This window comes from candidate division WOR-3 bacterium (genome assembly GCA_039801725.1).
Taxonomy (GTDB): Bacteria; Hydrothermota; Tepidihabitantia; order Tepidihabitantales; family DTDR01; genus DTDR01.
In genome coordinates this window covers 1-23,138 of record JBDRVE010000026.1, presented here as the reverse complement: position 1 = coordinate 23,138, position 23,138 = coordinate 1, and the positions used below count along the sequence as shown (strand labels likewise).

Below are 23,138 nucleotides of genomic sequence, written 5' to 3'. Positions count from 1 at the left end.
GTGATAAAAGGCATAATTGGATGTAAAAGTTTTAAAAAGTTATAGAAAATATCTAAACTTATTTTTAATGCCTTTTTCTCTTTCTTTCTAAATCTCTCTTTATTTAATTCTAAATACCAATCACAATAACTATTCCAAAAGAAAGTATAAAGACTTTGGGCAAGAAGAGAGAAATAATAGTTTTTTAAATAAAAATCGTATTTCCTTAAAAGTTGGTTGAAAAGTTCCTTTATCCAATAATCATAAATCTTCTCTTCCCCTTCTGTGATAAAATTCTCTTTTTCCTGATAATAAGAATAAAGCAATCTTCCGGCATTCCAAATCTTATTAGCAAAATTCCGACCAATAATAAATCTATCCTTACTTAAACGAAAAGATTGGGACTGGCTTTCTAAATAAGTTAAGGTAAATCTCAAGGCATCAGCACCATATTCTTCTACAATCTCTTGCGGGTCAATACCAATCCCTTTTGTTCTTGACATTCTTTCACCTTTTTCGTTCAGAACGGTTGAATGGATGTAGACATATCTAAAAGGAATTTTATTAAGAAATTCTAAACTGGAAAAAACCATCCTTGCTACCCATAAAAAGATAATATCCGGATCGGTAACCAGAACATCTGTTGGATAAAAAACTTCCAATTCTTTCGTCTTTTTGGGATAACCCATTGTCGCAAAGGGCCAGAGTGCTGAAGAAAACCAAGTATCTAAAACATCCTCATCCTCTTTAATATTCTTACTATTACACTTACTACATCTCTCAGGTTTCTCCATTTCCACCATTATCTCTTCACAATCTAAACAATAATAAACGGGAATTTGATGACCCCACCACAATTGTCTTGATAGACACCAATCTTTAATATTGTATAACCAATCTAAATATACTTTTTCCCATCTTTTAGGAACAAATTTTACTTCACCTTTCTCAACAACTTCTATCGCCGGTTTTGCCAATTCAGCCATTCTCAAAAACCATTGTTTAGAGATTAATGGCTCAATAATCGTTTCACAGCGGGCACAGGTCCCAACCGGCACTTTATAATTCTCAACTTTCTCTAATAATCCTTTTTCTTTTAAATCCTTAATAATCAATTCTCTTGCCGCAAACCGATCTAATCCGCAATACCTATCTTTTGCTGGTGGAATAATTTTGCCATCCTCATCAATTATTTTCACAAATTCTAAATTATGCTTCTTAGCAATAATAAAATCATTAGGGTCGTGGGACGGAGTTACCTTTACTGCTCCAGTACCAAACTCAATATCCACCATCTCATCAGCAATAACCTTTATCTCTCTTTCTTGTAAAGGCAAAATTAAAGTTTTATTAATATAATCTTTATATCTTTCATCCAAGGGATTAACTGCTACGGCAGTATCACCAAGCATTGTCTCTGGTCTTGTTGTGGCAACCACTATATATTCTTTACTATCTTTTACAGGATACTTTATATAATACAAATAACCATCAAGTTCTTTGTGCTTCACTTCCAAATCAGAAATGGCTGTTCGACATCTTGGACACCAATTAATAATTCTATCATCCCGATAAATTAAACCTTTTTTATAATAATAAACAAAAGCATATCTAACGGTATAAGAATATTCTTCATCCATTGTGAAACGAAACCTTGACCAATCACAAAGACAACCAAATCCTTTCAACTGAGAGATAATCAATTGATGGTGCCTCTCTTTCCAAGCCCAAGCCCTTTTTAAAAACTCTTCTTTACCAATATCAAACCTGGTCTTTCCTTCTTTTCTTAATTCTTTTTCAATTTGATTATGGGTAGCAATACTGGCGTGGTCAATACCAGGTAGCCAAAGAACCTCATAACCTGCCATCCTTTTATATCTTGACAAAATATCCTGAATAGTATTATTCAAGGCATGACCAATATGTAATGGACCGGTAATATTTGGCGGCGGAATAACAATTGAAAACTTTGGTTTTTCTGAATCAGGGTTTGCTTTATAGTATCCCTTTTCTTCCCAAAAAGAATACCACTTCTTCTCTATCTCCTTTGGCTCATAAACCTTCTTCATTTCCATAGAAAACTATTATATTAATTAAGTTAAAAAAGTCAATATGTTTACTATTGAGATTTTTCTTAAAATTTTCTTCTTCTATTATTAACTCTCAACAACCTATCTTAATTTTAAGAAAATTTTAAAGTATCTATAAAAATTTCTGATTAAGAATAATTAAAAATAATTCGAAATTATAATAAAAAATAACCTTTAAGGTGCTCTCCAAGGTAGTATAGTAGATAGCCCCCTATCCGAAGGGTAAATTCTATCTAAATAGTTAAATTTCAATGACTTATATTGATTTTTCCTAAAATAAAAAGTTTCCATACAGGAAACTGGAAAATTGTGTAAGTTATCTAATTTCAATAGGTTATAAAACCTATCAGATTTGACAAAGATAAAATTATGACTTGTCACTGTATAAATATTATTACCTTTTTAAAATTCTTTTAGAGAAAGTTTATTGGTATGGATTTTATGTTTATAAAGAGTATTCAAAATCCCAATTTTCTTCTCTTTTTCAGAATAAACTAAAAGGAAGAGTTTAATATTTTACAATCTTTATATTTTTTACATATCCCAAATTGTTGCGAATGGAAAGGATAGCAATATTTGCTTTTATATCTTTTAAGGAAAATTGATGAAGACTTTTTTCTAAATAACCAGAATATAGTTCTTTTATCTTTCTACCTTGTAAATCATAGATAGTTAATTGGTAATAATCGGAAACTGGAATTGATAGGAAAATCTTATCTTCAGTGATTATTTCTCTTTTCTTTTTTAAATTATTACTCTCAAGAATTTTTGCTTGGCTGGTTAGTTTCATTAAAAGAAAGTCATAAGTATAGTTAATGTTGTTTACCGCATAACCACCAACAATTAGATTATCTAAATTATCGGTTGTTATATCGGAGCCACAGTCATCATAGGAGAAATCGTAAGTTTCTTGCCAGAGCAAATTACCATTATCATCATAAGAAAGAATGATTAAGTCGTAGTTATCTAAATTGCCGCCTAAACCAGAAAGATAGATGTTATTTCGCTGATCAATTGCCACACCTAAGGCTTCATCGTAATCGCTATAATTAAAAGTCCTTGACCACAAAAGATTGCCATTTTGGTCGCATTTCAAGAGAAGAAAATCATAATAAGAAACATCACCAGTTAAACCACTAACTAAAATATTATTCTCTTGGTCAACATCAACACCTATACCAAAATCAACTGGGGAAAAATCATAGGTCTGCTGCCAAAGAATATTGCCATCCGGATTTAATTTACAAAGGAAAACATCAAAATTATTGCCATCACCAGTAAAGCCAGTTACCACAATATTTCCGTTTCGGTCAATTTTTGCCCGATAGCCAAAATCATAAAGATTATTATCTAATACTATTTCCCAAATTGATTCACCGGTAGGCGAATATTTTTTAATAAAGAAGTCAAAATAACCGTAATAATAACTACCTGATTGATAAACATTATCTTCCACATCTACTGCAACACCGACACCTATTTTGTTTTCTTCTATCTTTCGCCATCTCTCAATACCTAAACTATCAAATTTGAAAAGGAAAGAGGAATAATATTGAGGATGAAAATTTTTCTTGATTAAATCTTTTAATAAGAATTTTCTAAATTGATAAGTATAACCAGTAAGATAAAAATTTCCATTATTGTCAAAAGCAACACTAATTGCTTCGTTATCTTGCGGCAAACCAATAGGCACGACTCGGAATAAGTTACCGCTTTGATCGTAAATAACTGCCCAGGGGTCCAAATTACTATCGGTTAAGACAGTTCCCACTTGCACAATCTTATCCAACCGCGATGCGACACCAAAACCCATTTCATCAGTAAAAGTATCAAACCACCTTACCCACAAAGTATCAGCAAAAATTATTGAAATAAAACAAATGAAAATAAATATTTTTCTTCTCATAGAAAATTATATAACAAAATTTAAGTTAAAGTCAATATATCTTGATTAATTTATAACTATCTCTATTTTTTATAAAGTAAATCCCTCTGTTAATTTTCTTGCCATCTATTTTTTTACCCGTAATATCAAAAACTTGTTTTATCCCAATTTTTTTATTATTAAAAACGAATAAGAATTTTTCTTGACTGCCCGATTTTCTTTCTTTTATCAAATCTCTTATTCTTTCCCAAATCTCTTTTTTTACTAATATCAAAGAATCAGGATTATTTGACCAATTATCCCAATCAGTAGCGATTTTATTTATTAGAGATAAATAAGAAGAATAGTCAAGTTCTTTAAGGATTTTTAGGTATTCATAATCTTCAATGCCATCCCTAATTGTTTTTAATCTTATTGAAGATATTGGCTTATTCATACCAAATTTTGAACCATAATAAATTAAATAACCATCACCATTATAAATTTTATCATCAATTATTACTATCGGGTCTTCATAAACATCCCTTTGCCATTTATCAATTCCCCAATAGACCATTCCTTTGATATCAAATAGGGAAAATAGCCAGAAAGATACTCTCTTCTCAATTAATGGATAATCTAAAAGCCATTTGGGAGTAAAGGAATCAGTAACTCCTGCCTGATATGCCCATATCTCTTCACCTTTATTTTCCCTTTCTTTAAAGAAATCTTTGAAATAATAATGGAGACTAAATTTTGGAACCCAAATATCAATTGATGGCCAACCAGTTCCATCATCTAATAATCTTTCATCAACTTTTTCGGAATAGAAATTATTAAAGAGAATTAAATTCTTTATTTTGGTAAATTTATGAAGGTTATAAGCCCATTCTCTTATTAAATCATAATCACTTGGTTTTGGTTCATCAAAAGAATAATCAATTATATCTTCAAAACCTTTGTTCTCAAAATAATTTGAGAAAACTTCTAAATATTTTTGCCATTGGAAAAATAAGAGACCTTGCTGGGCAAATAAGGGAACTTCAATTAGATTTAGATTTCTATTTTGATAATATTCTAAATTATTATCTAAAAAACCAGTAGAATAAGTAACATTAAAATCAGCACTATAAATAGGTAAAGGTGAATAATTTGTATTATTATCTAAAATATTATTTATCTCAATCCTTTTTGGTCTGATATCCAAGGGAATTGCCGAAGGTGTTATTTTATGAGATAATGCCTCTTCGTAATAAAGACGAGTAATCAAATATTTATCACAACTTCTATGCTTCTCAATTATTGGGTTTAACCAAAAGACAAATAAGGTTTTAAAAGAAGGGATTTTTTTAATATTTTCTTTTAAGATATTTAATTTTATGGGAATTGTAAAATTTAGATTTTGAGGCAGTATTTTTATTTTAATCTCACCTTCAATCATTTCTTTTTCTTCATCTTCCGGAATATAAACATCAAACCAGAAAATATTTATCCCTTTCTTTATATTAATTCTTCTTTCTATCGGTATCAACGGGTCGGGAACCTTTTCGGCTATCTGCGGTTTACTTTTTCCCAAAGAATGGGAAGAAGTAAGAATGGGAATAAAATATTCATAATAGACCTTCAAATAAGGAAATAAATTTTTCGTAAAAAAGAATTCAATTTCGCAATCCTCATCATTTTTTATTCCAATCTGAAAAGATTCATATTCATTCCTTAAAAAATATAGTTCTATCGGAATTATATTAAGTCTTTCAATTTGCTTTTCATTAGTAAATCTTTCTAAACTATTTAAAGTAAAAACCTTAAATTGATTAAATAGAAATAAAAAAAGAAAAAAAGAGAATAAGTTCATAGCCCAGTCCTCAAACAAATAAATTATATTATACTAAAAATTCATAGATTTGTCAATATATATATAGATTACAATTTCAGTATTAAATAGGTGAGAAAGATAATAAAAAGGGCGGTAAAGGCAGTAATCGCTAAAGAAAAGCCAAAGGTTATCTCTAAAAAACCTAAATTTAAGGTAAAATTAGGAATACCAAATTTTATTGCTTCAAAGAAGAATTTCTTTACCTGCCCTTCCGGAAACAAACCGGAAAGATATAAAGAAAAGGCACTGCCTAAAACACCGCCAATTAAAATAATAATTATTACAAATGGTACGGTCTTCTTTCCCATTTTACCTCCTTCACAAAATTATTTCAATCTCCCTTTTACATTTATTACATCTTTTATCTTCTAAACCAATAATTTTAATATGATAATAATTCCTTTCAATTAGTAAATTACCGCAATCCGGACAAAAAGTATCCTGACCAATTTTAACACCAAAGACATTTCCTAAATAAACGTAATAAAGTTTTTCCTTAGCAATATTATAGGCTTTCAATAAGGTTTCTAGTGGTGTCGGTGGAAAAGAACATTTATAATGGGGAAAATATCTTGAAAAATGTAAAGGAATACTTTTCTTTAAATTGCTGATAAATAAAACAAGTTCCTTTATCTCTTCTTCGGTATCATTCTTTGTTGGTATAATTAGATTGGTTATCTCAATATGGCAGAAATCTTTACTTATCTCAATTGTTCTTAATACTGTTTTCAAATCTCCTTTAATAAAATTCTTATAGAAATCTTCTTTGATTGATTTTAGGTCAATATTCATTGCTGAAATATAGGGCAAAAGTTCTCTTAAAGGTTCTTCATTAATCATTCCATTAGTAACTAAAACATTTTTGATATTTTTCTCTTTTGCCAATTTCATTACATCTAAGAGATATTCAAACCAAATAAGGGGTTCAGTATAAGTGTAGGCAATAAATTCACATTTTTCTCTTTCTACAATCTTTATTAGTTCTTCTGGTGAGAGATAAATTCCTTTTACTCGGTTCTGGGAGATTTCCCAATTCTGGCAGAAAGGACACAAAAGATTACAACCATAAGTTGCTACAGAAAATATCTCTCTCCCAGGATAAAAATGGTATAAGGGTTTTTTCTCCATTGGGTCAATTGCATAAGAAACTACTTCTCCATAATTTATTGCATAAAGTCTTCCCTCAATATTTTTTCTTCCCAAACAACGACCATATTTATTCTGAGCAATTATACAATAATTTGGACAAAGTTGACACTGCACCTTATTATCTTCTAATTTTTTATAATATCTTGCTACTACCATTAGTAGAAAATTACTTTATAGTCTTTAAAATTCTCTAATACCTTATTTCTTAATGAGTCGGGCATAATTAATAAAGCCGTAGAAAGGGCATCACAGATTATTGCTTTTTTGCCAATTACAGTAACTTGGCGATGTTTATTTAATGCTCTCTCTGCTTCACCGGTTATCGGATTGATGATATGAGAAAAGATAGTATCACCAATTTTAAAATAATTATAGTAATCACCAGAAGTAGAGCAGGCACCATTTTTTATCTCAATTGTCTTTATTATCTCCTCTTTATTTGGGTCTTTAATTCCAATTCTTGCCTTAAAATCACCAAAAACAATAATATCGCCACCGGCATCAATTATCCCTTTTTTAATATTCCTACTTTTCAAAAATAAAACAAGTTTATCAAGGATATAACCAACCGCAATACCACCTAAATCAATCTTTGTCTTTTCTTTTAAGAAAATAGAATCTTCTCTTATTAGATAAGCATTCTCACCAATAAATTTCTTTATCTCTTTTATCTCTACTTCTCTTGGTCTTTTATAATTTTTATCATAGAATCCCCAAATCTCCATCAAAGGAGCAATTGTAATATCAAAATAACCAAAAGTTTTATCCCTTATTTCTTGGGATAATAAAATTATCTCTTTTAATTCCTTGGATAATCTTGCCTTTTTATTTTGGTTGATAAAAGAGAGGGCGCTATTTTTGTTAAAATAAGAAAAAAGAGAATCATAATATTTAAGTAAAATAAATAGAGAATCAAGATGTTTTTCTGCCTCTTCTTTATTTTGGGTAAAAATTTTTATTCTAAAATAACTACCAAAGATAATATCACTTTTTTCGATAGGAATCTCTTTTTGACAGAAGAGAAATATTGATATAAAAAGAAGAGTTAAGCGATGGTAAGCCATTCCATTTTTGCCCGATTCCATTCATAGATCGGGTGCCCCAGTTTTGCATAAAAATTCTTTATCTCTTCTTCGGTATAACCAAATAAATCTTCTAAAATCGGACAAAGAACCGACAGGGCATTTTCTGATAATACCGTTCTTTTTGATATATGCCCTAAATAAGGTGAAGGTGAGACAGCAATTGTAAAACCACCATAAACATTTACATGAAGCATAACATGGATATCAGAAGAACCATCACCAATATATATCACATTCTCTTTTGGAATATGTTCCTTCTCAACAAGATAATCAACAATTGCTGCCTTACCATGACCAGCGGCTGTTCTTAAAATCTCAACTATCCTTCCCTGCTCATCGTATCTAAATTCTGTTCCGAAAATATTCTCCTCTTTTAAAATCTTACTCATTGACTTCTTAATAATTAAATCCGGACAGGCGGAAATGACATAGCAAACAAATTCACAATCTTCAATGCCTTCTTGTAATGTCCTAAATAGAATATCCACATCCGCCTTCAACCTCACCTTTTCCCCGATTTTTAATAAGAAATCTTTTGTTACCCGATTTTTATATTCGGGGTCATAAGCCAAAAGATAGGCAAGTTCGCCACCTAATTGAGTAATATTTCTGTTTCTTATCTCTTTTACCTTATTCAAAAACTTTTCGGGCGGAATTCCTAATTCTAAAGAGATTAGAACACCAGTATCATCAAAAGAGAGGGTTTGGTCAAAATCGGTAGCAAACAAAAATTTTCTTTTAATCTTTCTCTTTTCGGTTTTCTTCTTCACATTTAATTTTAAAAAATTGTTGATTTTTTTCAAGTTTAATTATATAATTTATTTTTAAAAAGGAGGATAAATGAAAGTGAGAATAGATAAAGAACTGTGTACCGGTTGTGAACTATGCTGTAATACTTGCCCAGATATTTTTGAAATGCAAGGTGATACTGCTGGGGTAAAAATGGAAGTAGTACCAGAAGCAGCCGAAGATTGCGTAAGACAGGCTGCGGAAGATTGTCCGGTTAGTGCGATAATTATTGAAGAAGAATAAAATAACTATAATTTAAAATAAATGCTTTCTGATTTAGAAATTGCCCGTAAAGTTCATTTATATCCTATTTATGAAATTGCCGACAAGATAAATATTCCTCACGAGTTTCTTTTACCTTCTGGTAATTTCAAAGCAAAAATCTCTTTAAAATTTTATGAGAAGGTTAAAAACAACCCTGATGGTAAATTAATTTTAATTACCGCAATAAATCCTACTCCCTATGGTGAAGGGAAAACAACTACTGCCATTGGTCTCTCAATGGCTTTCTGGCGGATTGGCAAAAAATCAATCGTTGCTTTACGAGAACCTTCTTTAGGACCGGTCTTCGGAATAAAAGGTGGCGCCACTGGTGGTGGATATAGCCAAGTCTTGCCAATGGAAGATATCAACCTCCATTTTACCGGCGATATTCACGCAGTAACCAGTGCCCATAATCTTTTGGCAACCCTTTTGGATAACCATATCCATTTTGGTGCCGAACCGATAATTGACGAAAGAGATATCCTTTTCAAAAGGGCAATCGATATGAACGACCGAAGTTTAAGAACAATTGTAATCGGCTTGGGCGGAAAACTTAACGGTCCGGCAAGAGAAGATGGATTTATTATTACTGCTGCTTCGGAAGTGATGGCAATTTTATCTTTGGCAACCTCTTTAAAGGATTTAAAGAAAAGATTGGCTAATATCTTGGTTGCTTTTAGAAAAGATGGTAAACCTTTTACCGCCGGTGAATTAAAAGCCCACGGACCGATGGCAGTTTTATTAAGAGATGCTTTAAAACCAAATATTGTCCAAACAATTGAACATACTCCGGCCTTTATCCATACCGGACCTTTTGCCAATATTGCTACTGGAACCTGCAGTATTATTTCAATGAAGATTGGATTAAAAATTTGTGATTATCTGGTGGTGGAATCAGGATTTGGTGCCGATTTGGGAGCCGAGAAATTTATTAATATTGTTTCGCGTATCGGTAATTTACCGGTTGATGGAGCAGTTTTAGTTTGTACTATTCGGGCATTAAAACATCACGGCTTGGGAGAAGATATAAGGGCATTAAGGAGAGGTTTGGCTAATTTAGGAAGACATATTGAAATTCTCAGAAAATTTAATATCCCCTTCGTGGTCGCCTTAAACAAATTTGCCAGTGATAAAAGAGAAGAGATAAAAGTTGTGCGGGGATATTGTGAATTTCAACAAGTGCCTTTTAGTGTGATTGATGTCTATGAAAATGGGGGCGAAGGAGCGATTGAACTTGCCCAAGAAATTATTAAAATCACTGAGAAAAAAAGTGAGATTAATTATACTTATGATTTAAATGATCCAGTAGAAGAAAAAATTAGAAAAGTAGCAACAGAAGTTTATTGTGCCCGCCAAGTAGTTTTAACTCCAAAGGCAAAAAGAGATATTGAAAGAATTAATGCCTTGGGTTTCAATAATCTACCAATCTGTATCGCCAAAACCCAATATTCTTTATCTGATAATCCTGCCCTTCTTGGCGCACCAACTAATTTTGATATCACTATCAATCAGATAAATATTAATGCCGGTGCTGGTTTTCTTGTACCGATTGCTGGTGAAATCTCTTTGATGCCAGGTTTGCCTAAAAATCCTAATGCCTTAAATATTGATTTAGATGAAAACGATTACATTATCGGTCTAAAATAGATGTTTTCTTTATTAGGACTTAATTTAAAAGAACCAAAAGAAAATTTTTTATATGATTTAATTATTATTGGTGGTGGTCCTGCGGGCATAACTGCGGCAATTTATTCCGCAAGAAAAAATTTAAGTATTTTACTTTTAACAAAGGATTTGGGTGGTCAAATTTTATTAACCAGTGAAATTGAAAATTATCCCGGTTTTCAATATATTACCAGTAAAGAACTGGCAGAAAAATTTACTACTCAATTAACCAATTTTCCCATTTCTTTAGGTTTAGGAATAGAGGTGAATAATATTAAAAAAGAGAATAATATCTTTTTGGTAAAAACTACTGATAATAAAACTTATCAAGGTAAAACAGTGATTATTGCTACTGGCAGAAGTCCCAAACCATTAAATCTGCCTAATGAAAAAGAACTATTAGGCAGGGGAGTAAGTTATTGTGCTACTTGTGATGCTCCTTTATTTAAAAATAAAGATACCGCGGTCATTGGTGGTGGTAATTCTGCGGTGATTAGTGCCATTGAACTCGCTAAGATTTGTAAGAAAGTTTATCTAATTGTCCGCAGTGAGATAAAAGCCGATTATATATTAAAAGAGAGATTAAATAAGTTTAATAATGTAAATATCCTTTTAAGACATTTACCAAAAGCAATCTTAGGAAAAGAAAAAGTTAGTGGTATTTTGGTTTATGATCAATTAAATAATAAAGAATACGAAATTCCTGTTGACGGTGTTTTTATTGAAGCCGGTATGAAACCAAATACCGAGTTCTTAAAGGGATTTTTAGATTTGAATGATAAAGGAGAAATTATTGTCAATTGTAATTGCGAAACAAATGTACCAGGTATTTTTGCCTGCGGTGATTGCACTTCGGTTGAAGATAAACAGATTATTATTGCCTGCGGCGAAGGAGCCAAGGCAAGTCTACAGGCTTTTAAATATCTTCTATCTTCTCAATTTTAATAAATAGACATCAAAACCTTTTCCTTCAATCCAAGTATAACCACAAATCAAATAACCATCTCCGGTTTGGATTACACATTCTCCCTTATCTTGTTCGCTACCACCATAAGTTTTCTGCCATATTAAATTACCATTTTCATCAATTTTAATTACATAAATATCTTCATTACCGCTACCAAAAGAACGGGTAAAACCAGTTATGATATAACCATTATCAGCCAAATCAATACAATAACCTTCATCCCAATTTGTGCCACCATAGGTTTTCTGCCATAGTAGATTACCATTCTCATCAACTTTTAAAACATAAACATCATAACTACCATTACCAAAAGATTGGGTTGTACCGCAGATTATAAAAGAGTTATCATTGGTTTTCTTTATTGAATATCCCCGTTCCCAATTTACTCCGCCAAATGTCCTATCCCATCTCGGCTCACCATTAAAATTAGTTTTTACTAAATAGACATCTCCACCACCAGCACCATAAGATTCAGTAAAACCACAAATTAAATAACCATCTTCCAACTCTAAAACATCATAAAGATAATCATCTAATCTACCACCAAAACCAATGCTACTCAATAAATATCCATATTCGTCAACCTTTGCCACAAAAATATCATGAGAACTTATTGTATCGTTATATTCATAACCGAAAATTATATAACCCGAGTCATCTTTTGCTGGTTTAATTACACAACCAAAATCATCATTATCATTTAAATCAATAATTCTTTCCCATATAAGATTACCATTATTATCCACTTTTATAAGATAGGCGTCATACCTTCCATTTCTCACATTTGTAGCACCACAAATAAGATAATTACCATCTCGCGCTATAATAATATCATAACCATAACTTATTCCGTTATCTGGACCATACCTACCTTCCCATAATAGATTCCCATCTCTATCAACTTTTAATAGATAAACCTTATGCTCTGCTTCACCAACAATAAAATAATTGTTATTTATCTCTTTTATCTTATAACCATACTCCCAACCAGTTCCTCCGTAATTCTTCTCCCATAATTTTTCTAAAGGTCTTTCCGAAATATAAATAGAATGGGGAAAAGACCAATAAGAAATATTACCTTTAATATCTTTTGCTTGGGCTTTTACATAGTAAGAATCAACCCGAGAAAAAGAATGGGTTATCTTAATTGTCTCGCCACTCTTTATAAAATTAGTCCAATCGGAAATATTACCATCGCCAAAATCAAAACGAAAAGCAACACTTTCTTCTTCTGGTTCAAAGGTTGTTGCCTTAAACTCATAAGCACTATCAACATAACCGTAACTTGGTCCAAAAACTTTAGGTGTTTCTGGCGGTTTATTTTCTTTCTTTTTACACAAAAAAATTCCTAAAAGAGATATTAGAATTAAAAATAAAATCTTTCTCATATCTCCTCCTTTTTAATTTCAATTTTAATATATATTTATATTTATGTCAATAAATAAAAAAGTGGTAACCTTTGGGGCTCTTTTTTCGTCTATATATAAGGAAGAATATATGATAAAAGATACCTTAAAAGGGTTAACAAAAGTTATGAAATCTTGTGTTATCACCAAAAGTAAGATATTATAATTTTATGAACAGATTGAAAATATATCGTTTATCTTTTGGTTATGATTATTGTAAATTAAAATACCAATATTTAGTAAGGTTAACAAAGAAGGTTTTATTAAAAAATAAACCTAAATAGGAGGTGCTTAAGGTTTAACATCTTTCTTATTTGATGGCTAAATAATTATCCCTTTCATAGGTCTCTTAAGAGATAAATTAGCAAGACAAGGAGAATTTTTTTATTAAATAGGGGGTTGTATAGGAGATAGTATAGGATTTAATCTCTATTTATTAATAGCGAGGCAGTAAAAGAATAGGATAAAGAATAAGGTATCAAATTAAGATAAGGATAAAAAAATAGGGAGTTATTCCAGTTTTGTAAAGATATTATAATCGGGTTTATAAACTTAATATTGATAAGAGAAATATTTCTATCCATAATAATGGATTATGGGATGGGAAAGAAAAATAAGTAATTTATTTAAACTTAATAGTGATGAAATGTGGCTGAGACATGCTAATCCTCTAAGTGTTTATTCCCGTTTTTTTATGCTTCCTCTTTTGGCGATATCTTTTTGGAGTAGGGTATGGTTTGGTTGGTGGTCTCTTATTCCAATAATTGCTGTTTTATTCTGGTTATGGCTTAATCCCAGAATATTTCCCAAAGCAAAAAGCACTAATAATTGGGCATCAAAAGCAGTCTTAGGTGAACGGGTTTGGACGAATCGTAAAGAAATACCTATTCCCAAACATCATCGTACTCTGCCGAATATTTTATCAATAGTTGGACTAATTGGATTTATCTTTTTTATCTATGGTTTATATACCTTAGAATTAAGTCCCACAATTTTAGGTGGTATAATAAGTTTTATTAGTAAAATCTGGTTTTGTGACCGAATGGTATGGTTATATGAAGATATGAAGCATTTACCAGAATATAAAAACTGGCTATATTAATGAACGAAATTATATTTCTCTAATTAACTTTGAAACAGCAAGAAGGGCGGCTTTAATAATTATATCGGCAGTTATACTCTCATACACCTTACCATTTAGTTCAATTGTTCGACATTCCGAAGAACCACAAACACTACAACAAGGACTCTTTCCCACTTTTCCTGAAAGATAATCTTCTATTGGAAGGTTATTAATCAAAATTTTATTTGATTGTAAAGGGTCTTTTTTAAACTCGGAAAGAGAAATTTCTTCTTTTTTAAAAATTACTTCAATTCCCATAGAAAGAAGAGATTGGGAAAGAAAAGAAACTGCTTTCTTTAATTCCTTATCAGTTTGGTCGCATCTTGGACAGGTTTCGCCTTTATAAACCAATCTCTGCCATTTAATTTCTAAAATCTTTTTACTCATTTAATTTCTTATCTATTAGATAGGTGCCGATTGGGTCAGCGATACTTAAAGTAATTAAAGTTATCCCCCATTTGGTTCTATCCCAATTTTCAGAAGCAATCAAAACCACTGTTCCCAAAATTATTCCTTCAATCATTCTGGGCGCAAAAGATACCAATAAAGCCTTGCCCAAAGATAAATCCCTTTCTTTACTCATTTTATATCCAAAATAATAACCGAGACAACTACCGAGCAAAGAAGAAAGGGCAACAGAATTTTTATTAAAGAAATCTTTATTCGTCAATAATTCCATACCACCTAAAAAGGCTATCGGACTTGTTATTCCTAATCGGGCATATTCCAATTCACAAAAGGCATCGCCAAAAGTGATATTATCTTCTTTACTCAAAAGAATACTACCGCCATAACCCTCTAAGGCAGAGAAAATAAGATAGAAATATTTATAATCTTTCCAATTTTCTTCTGTCAAAATGTGTATCATTCCTGCATGAAATACTCCTAATAGATTAAAGTTAAAAAATCGCCAAGCGTCCTCTACACCAAATTTAAGTTTCTCACTTACAAAATAACCACCAATATTTTCCCCTAAACTTAGAAATAAAGGAACAATATAAGGATTTTTGATATCTTCGGCAAAAATAAACCCTCGTAAATGGCCACCAATCCCACCAAAGAAAGATTGTAAAGGAGTACCACTTGCTTTTACCTTGCGAACCCGCGAAGAAGCAAAAAAGGAAATTGCCGGTGTCCATAATCCGAGAGCAACTGCTAATCTATCTTTTAAACCAAGACCCAAAGGTAATGTCCAAGAGTAAATCCCAATACCTAAAACAACTTCTGAAGCAATAAAATAACTTCTGTAATTTCTCTCTTTTATTGGTTTCTCTTCTTTTAAGGTATCTTCTTGAGAAAATAAAAAAGTTAAAAATATTAAAAAAAGAAATATTATTTTTACTCTCATATTATAAAAAAGTAACGGTTTAAAAAGTTAAGCCAACTGAAAAACCTCCCCAAGGTTTTATTTCAAGTTTCTTTATTTGGTTTCCTAAACGATCTCTTTCTTCTTTAAAATTGAAAAAAGGTGTAAAAGACACTCGTAAGAGAACGCTTTTTTTTATTGGTTGATATCTGTAACCTAAACAACAATTTGGAATAAATTCACTTTTAGCCTCTCCCCACAAAGAAGAAGCCTTTAACCACATTACGCCTATCCCTGCTTCAAAATGATGAGAAGAATTATTATCAGTAATAAAATTCAAAGAGAGTGGAAAACCATAGCCAAAAAGAAAAAAGGAAGCGCCTATTCTAAATGTAGAATTAGTAATAAAGCGATAATCATAATTTAAAGAAAATATTAACCCTTGACCACCAATTTCAAAGTATACTCCGTTACGGCTAAAATCTTCAAGAGTATTCTTCTCTTTTCCTAAAACCTCTGAACCGTAAGTAAAAAAATTTCCAATACCAATAATTAATAAAAAGATAAAGATATCCCTTTTCATCTAAATAATTTTTAAGATTAGATTCTAACCTAAAATCTCTTGCAATCTCTTATTTACTGCCTCCCAATTGATAATTTTGAAAAAGTTTTCTACATATTTTGCTCGGTCATTTTTGTAATCTAAATAATAGGCATGCTCAAAGACATCACAGACAAGTAAAATCCTAAACATTGGATAGACATTAGTATTATGTTTTTCTACCTGCATAATAATTGGTCTATCGGTCTGTTTACAATAAGTTAAACAAGCCCAGCCCGAGCCTTCGGTTGTTAATGCTGCTTTGATAAACTCTTTCTTAAACCTTTCAAAACTACCAAACTCTTTTTCCAATTTCTCTTTTATCACACCTTCGGGAACTTCTTTTGCCTTGCTTGGAGAGATAAGATTATACCAGTATAAAGAATGTAAGAGATGACCACCAATATTAAAAGAGAGTTCTTTCAAAAGTGCCTTGATATCTAAATCCTGATTCTCTTCTCTTCCCTTATCCAATTTCTCTAAAATCGCATTGGCACCATTCACATATGCCTGATGATGTTTTTCATAATGAATTCTTAATTGCTCTTCGGAAATAATTGGCTCCAAATCTTTAAAAGAATAAGGTAAAGGCGGTAATTGATAAAACTTCTTCATTTTTTAACTCCTTTTTATTATTCTTTATAACTCCTCTAAAAGGGAAGTAAAAGTATCGTGGTGTTCCTCTTCATCCGCAAGGATATTCTCAAAAAGTCTTCTTGTTGTTTCATCATTTTCACTTCTTGCCTTCTCAATTATCTTTTTATAAAGGGTAATCGCATTCTCCTCATCTTTTTTATCCTGTTCTAACATTTCTTTTAAAGTATTGCCAACAAAGATTGGATCGGGTTTGGTTGTTGGGATACCACCAAGATAAACAAGTCTTTCAGCAATCGCTTCTGCGTGCTTCATTTCGGTAATGGCAATTTTCTTCAACTCATCCTTCACGCTAAAACCTTTTACCCCTTTCCATTGAACATGTTGCCACATATATTGAATAGAAACCTGTAATTCCCGAGCAATTGCTTGATTTAACATATCCAACAACTCTTTTGATACCTTAACCATTTCTCCTCCTTTTATAAAGTTTTGTTAATAATCATTATAAAAATTTTGGATAAAAAATCAAATAATTTTTATAGTAAGTGTATTAAAAATATGGTTATCAAGTTAACAGGGATATTAAGGTCGAAGATATCTTGAAATTATTTAATTTAGTTTTTATACTTCTAATAATCCCTTTGAAGTTTTTATCTCTTTTCCCCTTCTAAATCAGGAGCACTATCTCTATGGATTACTTAAGTCCTACTTAATTCTAAAGAAATAGTTAAAATTTTTGAAATGTCAATGGAGAAATGAATAGGAAGAGAAGATTTAGATAATTTAACTTTTTTAAATGTGAATTTTGCTAATTTTCCAGTTATTATTTTAGATTAAATTATTATTCCCCTGACTATTGCCATCTTACCGCTGGTAACGATACGTTCAACCAAGTATATACTTGAATTTTATCTTGAAATTTTTATAATTTTAAACAATGTTTTTATTCTTTCTTTTTAACTTAATAGTTGAACCGCCAAAAAATGTGAAAGCCATTGACAATCCTAATGATGGTGGAAATAAGATTTTAATAACTTGGCAATTATCTCCTTCGGATTCAATTTTGGATGGTTATGAGATATTAAGAAGAAGTGAAAAGGAAGAATGTTTTTATAAGATTGGTTTTGTTGGTCCAAATAGAAATAGTTTCTTAGATGAGAATACCGAAGATAACTTAAATTATTATTATCAAATATCAGCTGTCAAGGATACAATAAAGGTTTTTTCTGAAATCTCTCAACCAGCAAAAAGTTATCCCCAATGGTTTAATAAAGGTAAATTAATCATTCTATTGACCTTTTTTCTCTTTGGTTTCTTGATTTTATATTTTATAAAAAGGGCAAGAAAGATTGAGTTATTTATTAGAAGGATAGCCGGTTTAAGTGCGGTGGAAGAAGCGGTTGGCAGGGCAACAGAGATGGGCAAACCAGTTTTATTTGTTCCTGGTTTAAGTGGGATGTCGGATGTAGCAACAATTGCGGCATTAAATATCCTTTCGGAAGTTGCCAAGAAGATTGCCCAGTATGATGTGAAATTGATTGTTCCGAATAATGACCCAATTGTTTATACGGTTGCCCGAGAAATAGTAAAAGAAGCCTATACGAGTGTTGGACGACCTGATGCCTTTAATCCCGATTCGGTATTTTATCTAACGGATTCCCAATTTGCTTATGCGGCTGGTGTTGATGGAATAATGGTGAGAGAAAGACCGGCAACCAATTTCTTTTGTGGATACTTTTATGCTGAATCATTAATTTTAGCAGAAACCGGTGCCCAAACTGGTGCTATCCAAATTGCTGCTACTGATTCAATCACCCAATTACCATTTTTTATTGTTGCCTGTGATTATACATTAATTGGTGAAGAACTCTATGCTGCCTCTGCCTATCTTTCAAAAGAACCTATTCTACTTGGCTCTTTAAAAGGTCAGGATTATGGAAAGTTCTTAATAATCATTATTTTAACCTTTCTTTCAATAATTTCTTTGCTTTTTAACTTTGTCATAAAATGAAGGTAAGGTTTCCTTTGATTTTGTGTTTAATAATGGGAATAATTGGTATGGTTGCCTATTATGTTCCCCATAAGGCAGTCCAAAATTTTGATAACGAATTAAGAAATACTGCTTTAAGAATTATCTTTGCCTTTTCATTAGTTTTAGGAGTTGGTAGTATTATCCGCCATCATTGGGAGAAGATAAAAAGAAAGAGGGAGTTTTGGGAATATAGTTATGTAACTTTAATCTCCCTTTTCTTGACTGCCTTTATTGGTTTATTTGGCGGTATTGATGGCAGAGGACTTATCAAAATGGAGATTGGCAAATTCTCTTTTGATATTCAGACAATCTATGTGAATATGGCAATTCCTTTGGGTGCGACAATGTTTTCTTTACTTGCCTATTTTATGGCATCAGCAGCCTATCGGGCATTTCGGGCAAGAAACTTAGAAGCAATATTGTTATTAGTTGCTGCCTTTATTGTGATGCTTGCCTCTGTTCCACCTATTGCTCGACTGATTCCGAAACTACCTTATATCTCTGAATGGATTTTAGATGTCCCTAATACTGCAGCAAAAAGGGGAATGCTATTCGGTATTACATTAGGAGTTTTGTCCACTTCCTTAAAAATATTATTAGGTATTGAAAGAGGTTGGTTAGGTGGCAAGTAGAAGAATTATCTATTTAATTTTAACATTGGTTATCTTAATTCCCCTTTTAAGACCCTTTAAATTAAAACCACTACCAATGAAACCAGTTGAGAAACTATTTTATTATATCAACAACCTACCAAAAGATAAGGCATTATTAATCTCGGTTGATTATACACCCGATACCGAAGCCGAATTACATCCAATGACGATTGCCTTATTGAAACATGCCTTCTATAAGAAAATAAAAGTTGGTGTCTTGACCCTAACTCTATTAGGTTTGGGATTAGCCGAAGATGCTTTACAAGTTGTTTTAAAGGAGTTTAACGAAAAGGCAAAAACAAGGGAAGATAGCATTCTCTATGGCAGAGATTATGTCTTTCTTGGTTGGCAAACACCACCATTAGTTCCTTTGCTTGGTATGGGAGAAAGTATTACAAAAGTATTTCCCGTTGATTATTATGGAAATAAAACTGATACCTTACCATTATTAAAAGAGATAAAAAATTATCGGGATGTTGGTATTGTTGTTTCTATTTCTGGTTCAGCAATACCGATGTGGTATGTTACTTATGCCCAGACAACTTTTGGTGTAAAAGTTGGTGCTGGTTTTACTGCAGTTTCCGCTGCTGATTATTATCCTTATCTAAATTCCGGACAATTAACCGGTCTCCTTGCTGGTATGCGTGGTGGTGCTGAATATGAAGAACTTTTAGAAGAACATTTCGGCAAGACAAAAAGAAGAAAGGCAACCGAAGCAATGTCTGCCCAAACTACTGCCCATATTACAATTATTATATTAATCATTATTGGAAATATAATCTATTTTTATAGAAAAAAGAAATGAGTACTGATATTTGGGTTTGGATAGCAGCACTTTTAACATTAGGAATTTTCTCTTTCTTATACAAAGATAACCCCTTTTATCGCTTTTGCGAACATCTCTTTGTTGGAATAACAAATGGTTATGCGATAACTTTCTATTGGCATAGAATTTTAGTTCCCAGTTTGATAAATCCTGTTTCGCGTGGTGAGAAATTATATCTTCTAATATTTGCCTTTATTGGTGCCTTATATTTTACAAGATTTATCCCAAGATTATCTTGGTTAGTAAGAATTCCGATTGCCTTTGTTTTAGGTTATGGTGCTGGTGCGGCAATACCAAGAACAATTGAAGCATCAATCATTGAACAGACCAAGGCAACAATCTTACAAAGAAGTAATTTCCTAAACCTTTTTGATGGCATCTCTTCAATTATTATCTTCTTTGGTGTTATTGCGACAATTATCTACTTCTTCTTCTCAACCGAAAGAAAGGGAATACTTAAACATCTTTCCTACTCAGGAATTATCTTTATTATGCTTGGCTTTGGTGCCTCCTTTGGCTATACGGTAATGGCAAGAATTTCCTTACTCATTGGTCGGCTCACTTTCTTATTAAGAGATTGGCTTGGCATTATAAAATAAATTTTACTTTCCCTTCTAATCTTATAAATACTTAAAATTCTTATTAAAACTTTATATACCATACTCATTTCTATAAGATACTATATAGGAGATAGTCATAGGGTTATCCCTATCACTATATAAGTCTTTGATATATAAGAACTTACATATATATACCCCCTACCCCTATCAACATTTATTCTTATTGACTTTTTATAGTTTTTGTGCTATATTTAATTAGAGATAATTAGATATGGGGGCGAACGGGTTTTCGACGGAGCGGATTGAGGGACTTAGGAGCATGGCGGTTTTCCTCTATTTTACCGAAAAAAATAGAGGAAAAAACAACTGCCAACACTGGTAGTTACGCACTTGCTGCTTAATTGAAAAGCAGCAGCCTCGCTTAGGTTCGCATCCGACCTAAGTTGAGGTTAACGAATGGATGCTTAAAGCCTTTCTTTCGTTGCCGAAGAAAGGCTGGATAATAAAGGCAACTGGCAAGGTTCTGCCTGTCGGTTGGCGAAGAACCTTGCGAGACAAATAAACCGACTAACCATGTAGAGCCTAAGTCCGAAACGCTCCGGACGCGGGTTCAATTCCCGCCGCCTCCATTATTTCTTTTGTTTAATCCAAATAAATAAATTTTTTTATGTGGCGAAAATTAAAAAGCGGAATTTTGATAGCTATCGGTTATATCCTTTCTCCTTTCTCTTGGTGGAATGATGCTTTTGTCAATATCCCAATTTCTTATTTTCTTGGTTTTCTATTTTCTCTGATTTCTCGAAAACTTTTCTTGCCAATAACTATAGCAACTTATTGGCTAACCAATCTTTTAGGAATTCTTTTAATATACAAAGGCACATTAGATTTATTATCTAAAGAAAAATATTCTAAGAAGAAATTATTAATTGGTTTAATTTTCGCAACTTTTTATACTCTTTTAATAATAATTCTTGCCCTCTTTTTTAACTTTCCTAACTTACGCAATCACCGGTAGGACAAGGTCCAGAATAATTTTCGGGAATTGTTAGAAACTCTCCTCTTTCCGGCGGCGCGATGTATAACACTTGTTCTTTTTTGCTTCCGTAACGAAAGACGGTAATTCCTTTACATTTTAATTGCCAAGCAGTCAGAAATACTTCTCGGACATCTTCTAAACTGGCATTATTTGGTAGATTTACTGTCTTGGAAACAGCATTATCAATATATTTTTGGAAAGCACCTTGGATTTTAACTTGGAAGATTGGTGAAATATCCATTGCGGTAACAAAAATCCTTCTTATATCTTCCGGAATATTTTTAAAATCCTTTATTGAACCAACCTGGGCAACCTCTTTAATCAATTCGTTAGAATAAAGATTTCTTTCTTTTAAAACTCTTTCAAAATCTTCTTGGATTTCAAATAATCTCATTCCACCCATAACCTGTCGGACATAAGATAAGGCAAATACTGGTTCAATACCACTGGAACAGCCAGCAATAATGCTTAATGTACCAGTGGGCGCAATTGTCGTTACAGTAGCATTTCTTAACGCCTTAAATTTATTATAGTAAATGCTTTTTTCAAAATTAGGAAAAGAACCCCTTTTTTCACCTAATTCACAAGATTTCTTTCTTGCCTCTTCGGTTAAGAATTTAGCAATTTTACTTGCCCAAGTCAACGCCTCATCACTATCATAAGGAATTTTTAATTTTATCAGCATATCAGCAAAACCCATTATTCCTAAACCAATCTTTCTATTCCCTTTGGTCATTATCTCAATCTCTTTTATCGGATATCTATTTATATCAATCACATTATCCAGAAAATGGACCGCCAAATGAATTATCCTTCTAAACTCTTCCCAATCAAAATAAACTTCACCATTCTTCTCTTTTACTAATTTTGCCAGATTAATAGAACCAAGATTACAAGATTCATAAGGTAAAAGGGGCTGTTCACCACAAGGGTTTGTTGCCTCAATTTTACCTAATTGGGGAGTAGGATTATGGCGATTAATTTCGTCAATGAAAATTAAACCAGGGTCTCCGGTTGACCAGGCTTGCGTAATAATTAAATCAAAAACATTTTTTGCTTTTAAATGGCTAACTACCTGGTTATTCCTTGGATTTATTAGTTCATACTCTTCATTTTTTAATACCTTCTCCATAAAGTCATCACTAACTGCCACCGAGATATTAAAATTGGTTAATACGCCTTCTTTTGATTTGGCAGTAATAAATTCTAAAATATCCGGATGGTTGTAGTTTAATATCCCCATATTTGCTCCCCTTCTCTTGCCACCCTG

The 23,138-nt window shown here is 32.0% G+C and carries 23 protein-coding genes and 1 other RNA gene; 10 read left to right on the top strand and 14 right to left on the bottom strand.

Annotated elements, in window-relative coordinates:
- From ABIK75_06125 to ABIK75_06095, 7 genes are all read right to left on the bottom strand, one after another.
- The coding region (locus ABIK75_06125) for a valine--tRNA ligase (protein ID MEO0090665.1) at positions 1 to 2,048 on the bottom strand (2,048 nt) is incomplete at its 3' end.
- Positions 2,049 to 2,577: 529 nt separating this feature from the next.
- Complete coding sequence (locus ABIK75_06120; GenBank protein MEO0090664.1) at positions 2,578 to 3,975, bottom strand: hypothetical protein; 1,398 nt, start codon at positions 3,973 to 3,975, stop codon at positions 2,578 to 2,580.
- A gap of 31 nt (positions 3,976 to 4,006) precedes the next feature.
- Positions 4,007 to 5,788, bottom strand: coding sequence for a DUF4091 domain-containing protein (locus tag ABIK75_06115; GenBank protein MEO0090663.1), 1,782 nt, complete (start codon positions 5,786 to 5,788; stop codon positions 4,007 to 4,009).
- 68 nt (positions 5,789 to 5,856) lie between these two features.
- A complete protein-coding gene (locus tag ABIK75_06110; protein MEO0090662.1) occupies positions 5,857 to 6,117 on the bottom strand; it encodes a DUF4321 domain-containing protein in 261 nt (86 codons plus the stop codon).
- A gap of 10 nt (positions 6,118 to 6,127) precedes the next feature.
- Positions 6,128 to 7,114, bottom strand: coding sequence for an AmmeMemoRadiSam system radical SAM enzyme (gene amrS / locus ABIK75_06105; protein MEO0090661.1), 987 nt, complete (start codon positions 7,112 to 7,114; stop codon positions 6,128 to 6,130).
- Positions 7,114 to 8,043, bottom strand: a complete 930-nt coding sequence (locus tag ABIK75_06100; GenBank protein ID MEO0090660.1) for an FAD:protein FMN transferase — start codon at positions 8,041 to 8,043, stop codon at positions 7,114 to 7,116. The genes amrS and ABIK75_06100 overlap by 1 nt, the downstream gene beginning before the upstream one ends.
- Positions 8,004 to 8,813, bottom strand: coding sequence for an HAD-IB family phosphatase (locus ABIK75_06095; GenBank protein MEO0090659.1), 810 nt, complete (start codon positions 8,811 to 8,813; stop codon positions 8,004 to 8,006). The genes ABIK75_06100 and ABIK75_06095 overlap by 40 nt, the downstream gene beginning before the upstream one ends.
- Before the next feature lie 70 nt (positions 8,814 to 8,883).
- Here ABIK75_06095 and ABIK75_06090 point away from each other — a divergent pair, with 70 nt between their 5' ends.
- The 3 genes from ABIK75_06090 to ABIK75_06080 are packed head-to-tail and all read left to right on the top strand — an operon-like array spanning position 8,884 to position 11,706.
- The gene (locus ABIK75_06090) at positions 8,884 to 9,075 is read left to right on the top strand and encodes a ferredoxin (protein MEO0090658.1); all 192 of its coding nucleotides are present in this window, start codon (positions 8,884 to 8,886) and stop codon (positions 9,073 to 9,075) included.
- A 21-nt stretch (positions 9,076 to 9,096) separates the two neighbouring features.
- Positions 9,097 to 10,743, top strand: a complete 1,647-nt coding sequence (locus ABIK75_06085; protein MEO0090657.1) for a formate--tetrahydrofolate ligase — start codon at positions 9,097 to 9,099, stop codon at positions 10,741 to 10,743.
- Positions 10,744 to 11,706 carry an FAD-dependent oxidoreductase gene (locus ABIK75_06080; GenBank protein ID MEO0090656.1) on the top strand — a complete coding sequence of 321 codons (963 nt, stop codon included), beginning with the start codon at positions 10,744 to 10,746 and terminating at the stop codon, positions 11,704 to 11,706.
- On the opposite strand, the gene ABIK75_06075 is transcribed toward ABIK75_06080, so the two are convergent.
- On the bottom strand, positions 11,689 to 13,116 hold the full coding sequence (locus ABIK75_06075; GenBank protein ID MEO0090655.1) for a hypothetical protein: 1,428 nt from the start codon (positions 13,114 to 13,116) through the stop codon (positions 11,689 to 11,691). The two genes, ABIK75_06080 and ABIK75_06075, sit on opposite strands and share 18 nt — an antisense overlap.
- A 613-nt stretch (positions 13,117 to 13,729) precedes the next feature.
- On the opposite strand from ABIK75_06075, the gene ABIK75_06070 reads away from it, so the two are divergent.
- Positions 13,730 to 14,236, top strand: coding sequence for a DUF6653 family protein (locus tag ABIK75_06070; GenBank protein MEO0090654.1), 507 nt, complete (start codon positions 13,730 to 13,732; stop codon positions 14,234 to 14,236).
- A gap of 9 nt (positions 14,237 to 14,245) precedes the next feature.
- On the opposite strand, the gene ABIK75_06065 is transcribed toward ABIK75_06070, so the two are convergent.
- Genes ABIK75_06065 through ABIK75_06045 form a run of 5 tightly spaced genes read right to left on the bottom strand, consistent with a single transcriptional unit; the run spans position 14,246 to position 17,229 of the window.
- Positions 14,246 to 14,644 carry a DUF2703 domain-containing protein gene (locus ABIK75_06065; protein ID MEO0090653.1) on the bottom strand — a complete coding sequence of 133 codons (399 nt, stop codon included), beginning with the start codon at positions 14,642 to 14,644 and terminating at the stop codon, positions 14,246 to 14,248.
- Positions 14,637 to 15,605 (bottom strand): hypothetical protein, encoded by a 969-nt coding sequence (locus ABIK75_06060; protein ID MEO0090652.1) that lies wholly within the window; start codon positions 15,603 to 15,605, stop codon positions 14,637 to 14,639. Before ABIK75_06060 ends, ABIK75_06065 begins: the two co-directional genes overlap by 8 nt.
- Positions 15,606 to 15,624: 19 nt before the next feature.
- On the bottom strand, positions 15,625 to 16,146 hold the full coding sequence (locus ABIK75_06055) for a hypothetical protein (GenBank protein MEO0090651.1): 522 nt from the start codon (positions 16,144 to 16,146) through the stop codon (positions 15,625 to 15,627).
- A 24-nt stretch (positions 16,147 to 16,170) separates the two neighbouring features.
- Complete coding sequence (locus ABIK75_06050; protein ID MEO0090650.1) at positions 16,171 to 16,779, bottom strand: superoxide dismutase; 609 nt, start codon at positions 16,777 to 16,779, stop codon at positions 16,171 to 16,173.
- A gap of 24 nt (positions 16,780 to 16,803) precedes the next feature.
- Positions 16,804 to 17,229, bottom strand: coding sequence for a ferritin-like domain-containing protein (locus tag ABIK75_06045; GenBank protein MEO0090649.1), 426 nt, complete (start codon positions 17,227 to 17,229; stop codon positions 16,804 to 16,806).
- Positions 17,230 to 17,698: 469 nt separating this feature from the next.
- On the opposite strand from ABIK75_06045, the gene ABIK75_06040 reads away from it, so the two are divergent.
- The 6 genes from ABIK75_06040 (at position 17,699) to ABIK75_06015 (ending at position 21,847) form a co-directional block, all read left to right on the top strand.
- Positions 17,699 to 18,772 (top strand): DUF6754 domain-containing protein, encoded by a 1,074-nt coding sequence (locus ABIK75_06040; GenBank protein ID MEO0090648.1) that lies wholly within the window; start codon positions 17,699 to 17,701, stop codon positions 18,770 to 18,772.
- Positions 18,769 to 19,425 carry a hypothetical protein gene (locus tag ABIK75_06035; protein ID MEO0090647.1) on the top strand — a complete coding sequence of 219 codons (657 nt, stop codon included), beginning with the start codon at positions 18,769 to 18,771 and terminating at the stop codon, positions 19,423 to 19,425. The genes ABIK75_06040 and ABIK75_06035 overlap by 4 nt, the downstream gene beginning before the upstream one ends.
- Positions 19,415 to 20,251 (top strand): hypothetical protein, encoded by an 837-nt coding sequence (locus tag ABIK75_06030; protein MEO0090646.1) that lies wholly within the window; start codon positions 19,415 to 19,417, stop codon positions 20,249 to 20,251. The genes ABIK75_06035 and ABIK75_06030 overlap by 11 nt, the downstream gene beginning before the upstream one ends.
- Positions 20,248 to 20,871, top strand: coding sequence for a hypothetical protein (locus ABIK75_06025; GenBank protein ID MEO0090645.1), 624 nt, complete (start codon positions 20,248 to 20,250; stop codon positions 20,869 to 20,871). The genes ABIK75_06030 and ABIK75_06025 overlap by 4 nt, the downstream gene beginning before the upstream one ends.
- Before the next feature lie 234 nt (positions 20,872 to 21,105).
- Positions 21,106 to 21,464: a transfer-messenger RNA gene (gene ssrA / locus ABIK75_06020) on the top strand.
- A 35-nt stretch (positions 21,465 to 21,499) separates the two neighbouring features.
- Positions 21,500 to 21,847, top strand: coding sequence for a hypothetical protein (locus ABIK75_06015; GenBank protein MEO0090644.1), 348 nt, complete (start codon positions 21,500 to 21,502; stop codon positions 21,845 to 21,847).
- Here the strand turns inward: ABIK75_06015 and ABIK75_06010 are convergent.
- The coding region (locus ABIK75_06010) for an adenosylcobalamin-dependent ribonucleoside-diphosphate reductase (GenBank protein MEO0090643.1) at positions 21,825 to 23,138 on the bottom strand (1,314 nt) is incomplete at its 5' end. The two genes, ABIK75_06015 and ABIK75_06010, sit on opposite strands and share 23 nt — an antisense overlap.

Bases quoted from the DNA above. Each gene is read 5' to 3' on its own strand.
- ABIK75_06120 (MEO0090664.1), bottom strand. From the start codon at position 3,975: ATGAGAAGAAAAATATTTATTTTCATTTGTTTTATTTCAATAATTTTT.
- ABIK75_06115 (MEO0090663.1), bottom strand. From the start codon at position 5,788: ATGAACTTATTCTCTTTTTTTCTTTTTTTATTTCTATTTAATCAATTT.
- ABIK75_06110 (MEO0090662.1), bottom strand. From the start codon at position 6,117: ATGGGAAAGAAGACCGTACCATTTGTAATAATTATTATTTTAATTGGC.
- amrS (MEO0090661.1), bottom strand. From the start codon at position 7,114: ATGGTAGTAGCAAGATATTATAAAAAATTAGAAGATAATAAGGTGCAG.
- ABIK75_06100 (MEO0090660.1), bottom strand. From the start codon at position 8,043: ATGGAATCGGGCAAAAATGGAATGGCTTACCATCGCTTAACTCTTCTT.
- ABIK75_06090 (MEO0090658.1), top strand. From the start codon at position 8,884: ATGAAAGTGAGAATAGATAAAGAACTGTGTACCGGTTGTGAACTATGC.
- ABIK75_06085 (MEO0090657.1), top strand. From the start codon at position 9,097: ATGCTTTCTGATTTAGAAATTGCCCGTAAAGTTCATTTATATCCTATT.
- ABIK75_06080 (MEO0090656.1), top strand. From the start codon at position 10,744: ATGTTTTCTTTATTAGGACTTAATTTAAAAGAACCAAAAGAAAATTTT.
- ABIK75_06075 (MEO0090655.1), bottom strand. From the start codon at position 13,116: ATGAGAAAGATTTTATTTTTAATTCTAATATCTCTTTTAGGAATTTTT.
- ABIK75_06070 (MEO0090654.1), top strand. From the start codon at position 13,730: ATGGGATGGGAAAGAAAAATAAGTAATTTATTTAAACTTAATAGTGAT.
- ABIK75_06065 (MEO0090653.1), bottom strand. From the start codon at position 14,644: ATGAGTAAAAAGATTTTAGAAATTAAATGGCAGAGATTGGTTTATAAA.
- ABIK75_06060 (MEO0090652.1), bottom strand. From the start codon at position 15,605: ATGAGAGTAAAAATAATATTTCTTTTTTTAATATTTTTAACTTTTTTA.
- ABIK75_06055 (MEO0090651.1), bottom strand. From the start codon at position 16,146: ATGAAAAGGGATATCTTTATCTTTTTATTAATTATTGGTATTGGAAAT.
- ABIK75_06050 (MEO0090650.1), bottom strand. From the start codon at position 16,779: ATGAAGAAGTTTTATCAATTACCGCCTTTACCTTATTCTTTTAAAGAT.
- ABIK75_06045 (MEO0090649.1), bottom strand. From the start codon at position 17,229: ATGGTTAAGGTATCAAAAGAGTTGTTGGATATGTTAAATCAAGCAATT.
- ABIK75_06040 (MEO0090648.1), top strand. From the start codon at position 17,699: ATGTTTTTATTCTTTCTTTTTAACTTAATAGTTGAACCGCCAAAAAAT.
- ABIK75_06035 (MEO0090647.1), top strand. From the start codon at position 18,769: ATGAAGGTAAGGTTTCCTTTGATTTTGTGTTTAATAATGGGAATAATT.
- ABIK75_06025 (MEO0090645.1), top strand. From the start codon at position 20,248: ATGAGTACTGATATTTGGGTTTGGATAGCAGCACTTTTAACATTAGGA.
- ABIK75_06015 (MEO0090644.1), top strand. From the start codon at position 21,500: ATGTGGCGAAAATTAAAAAGCGGAATTTTGATAGCTATCGGTTATATC.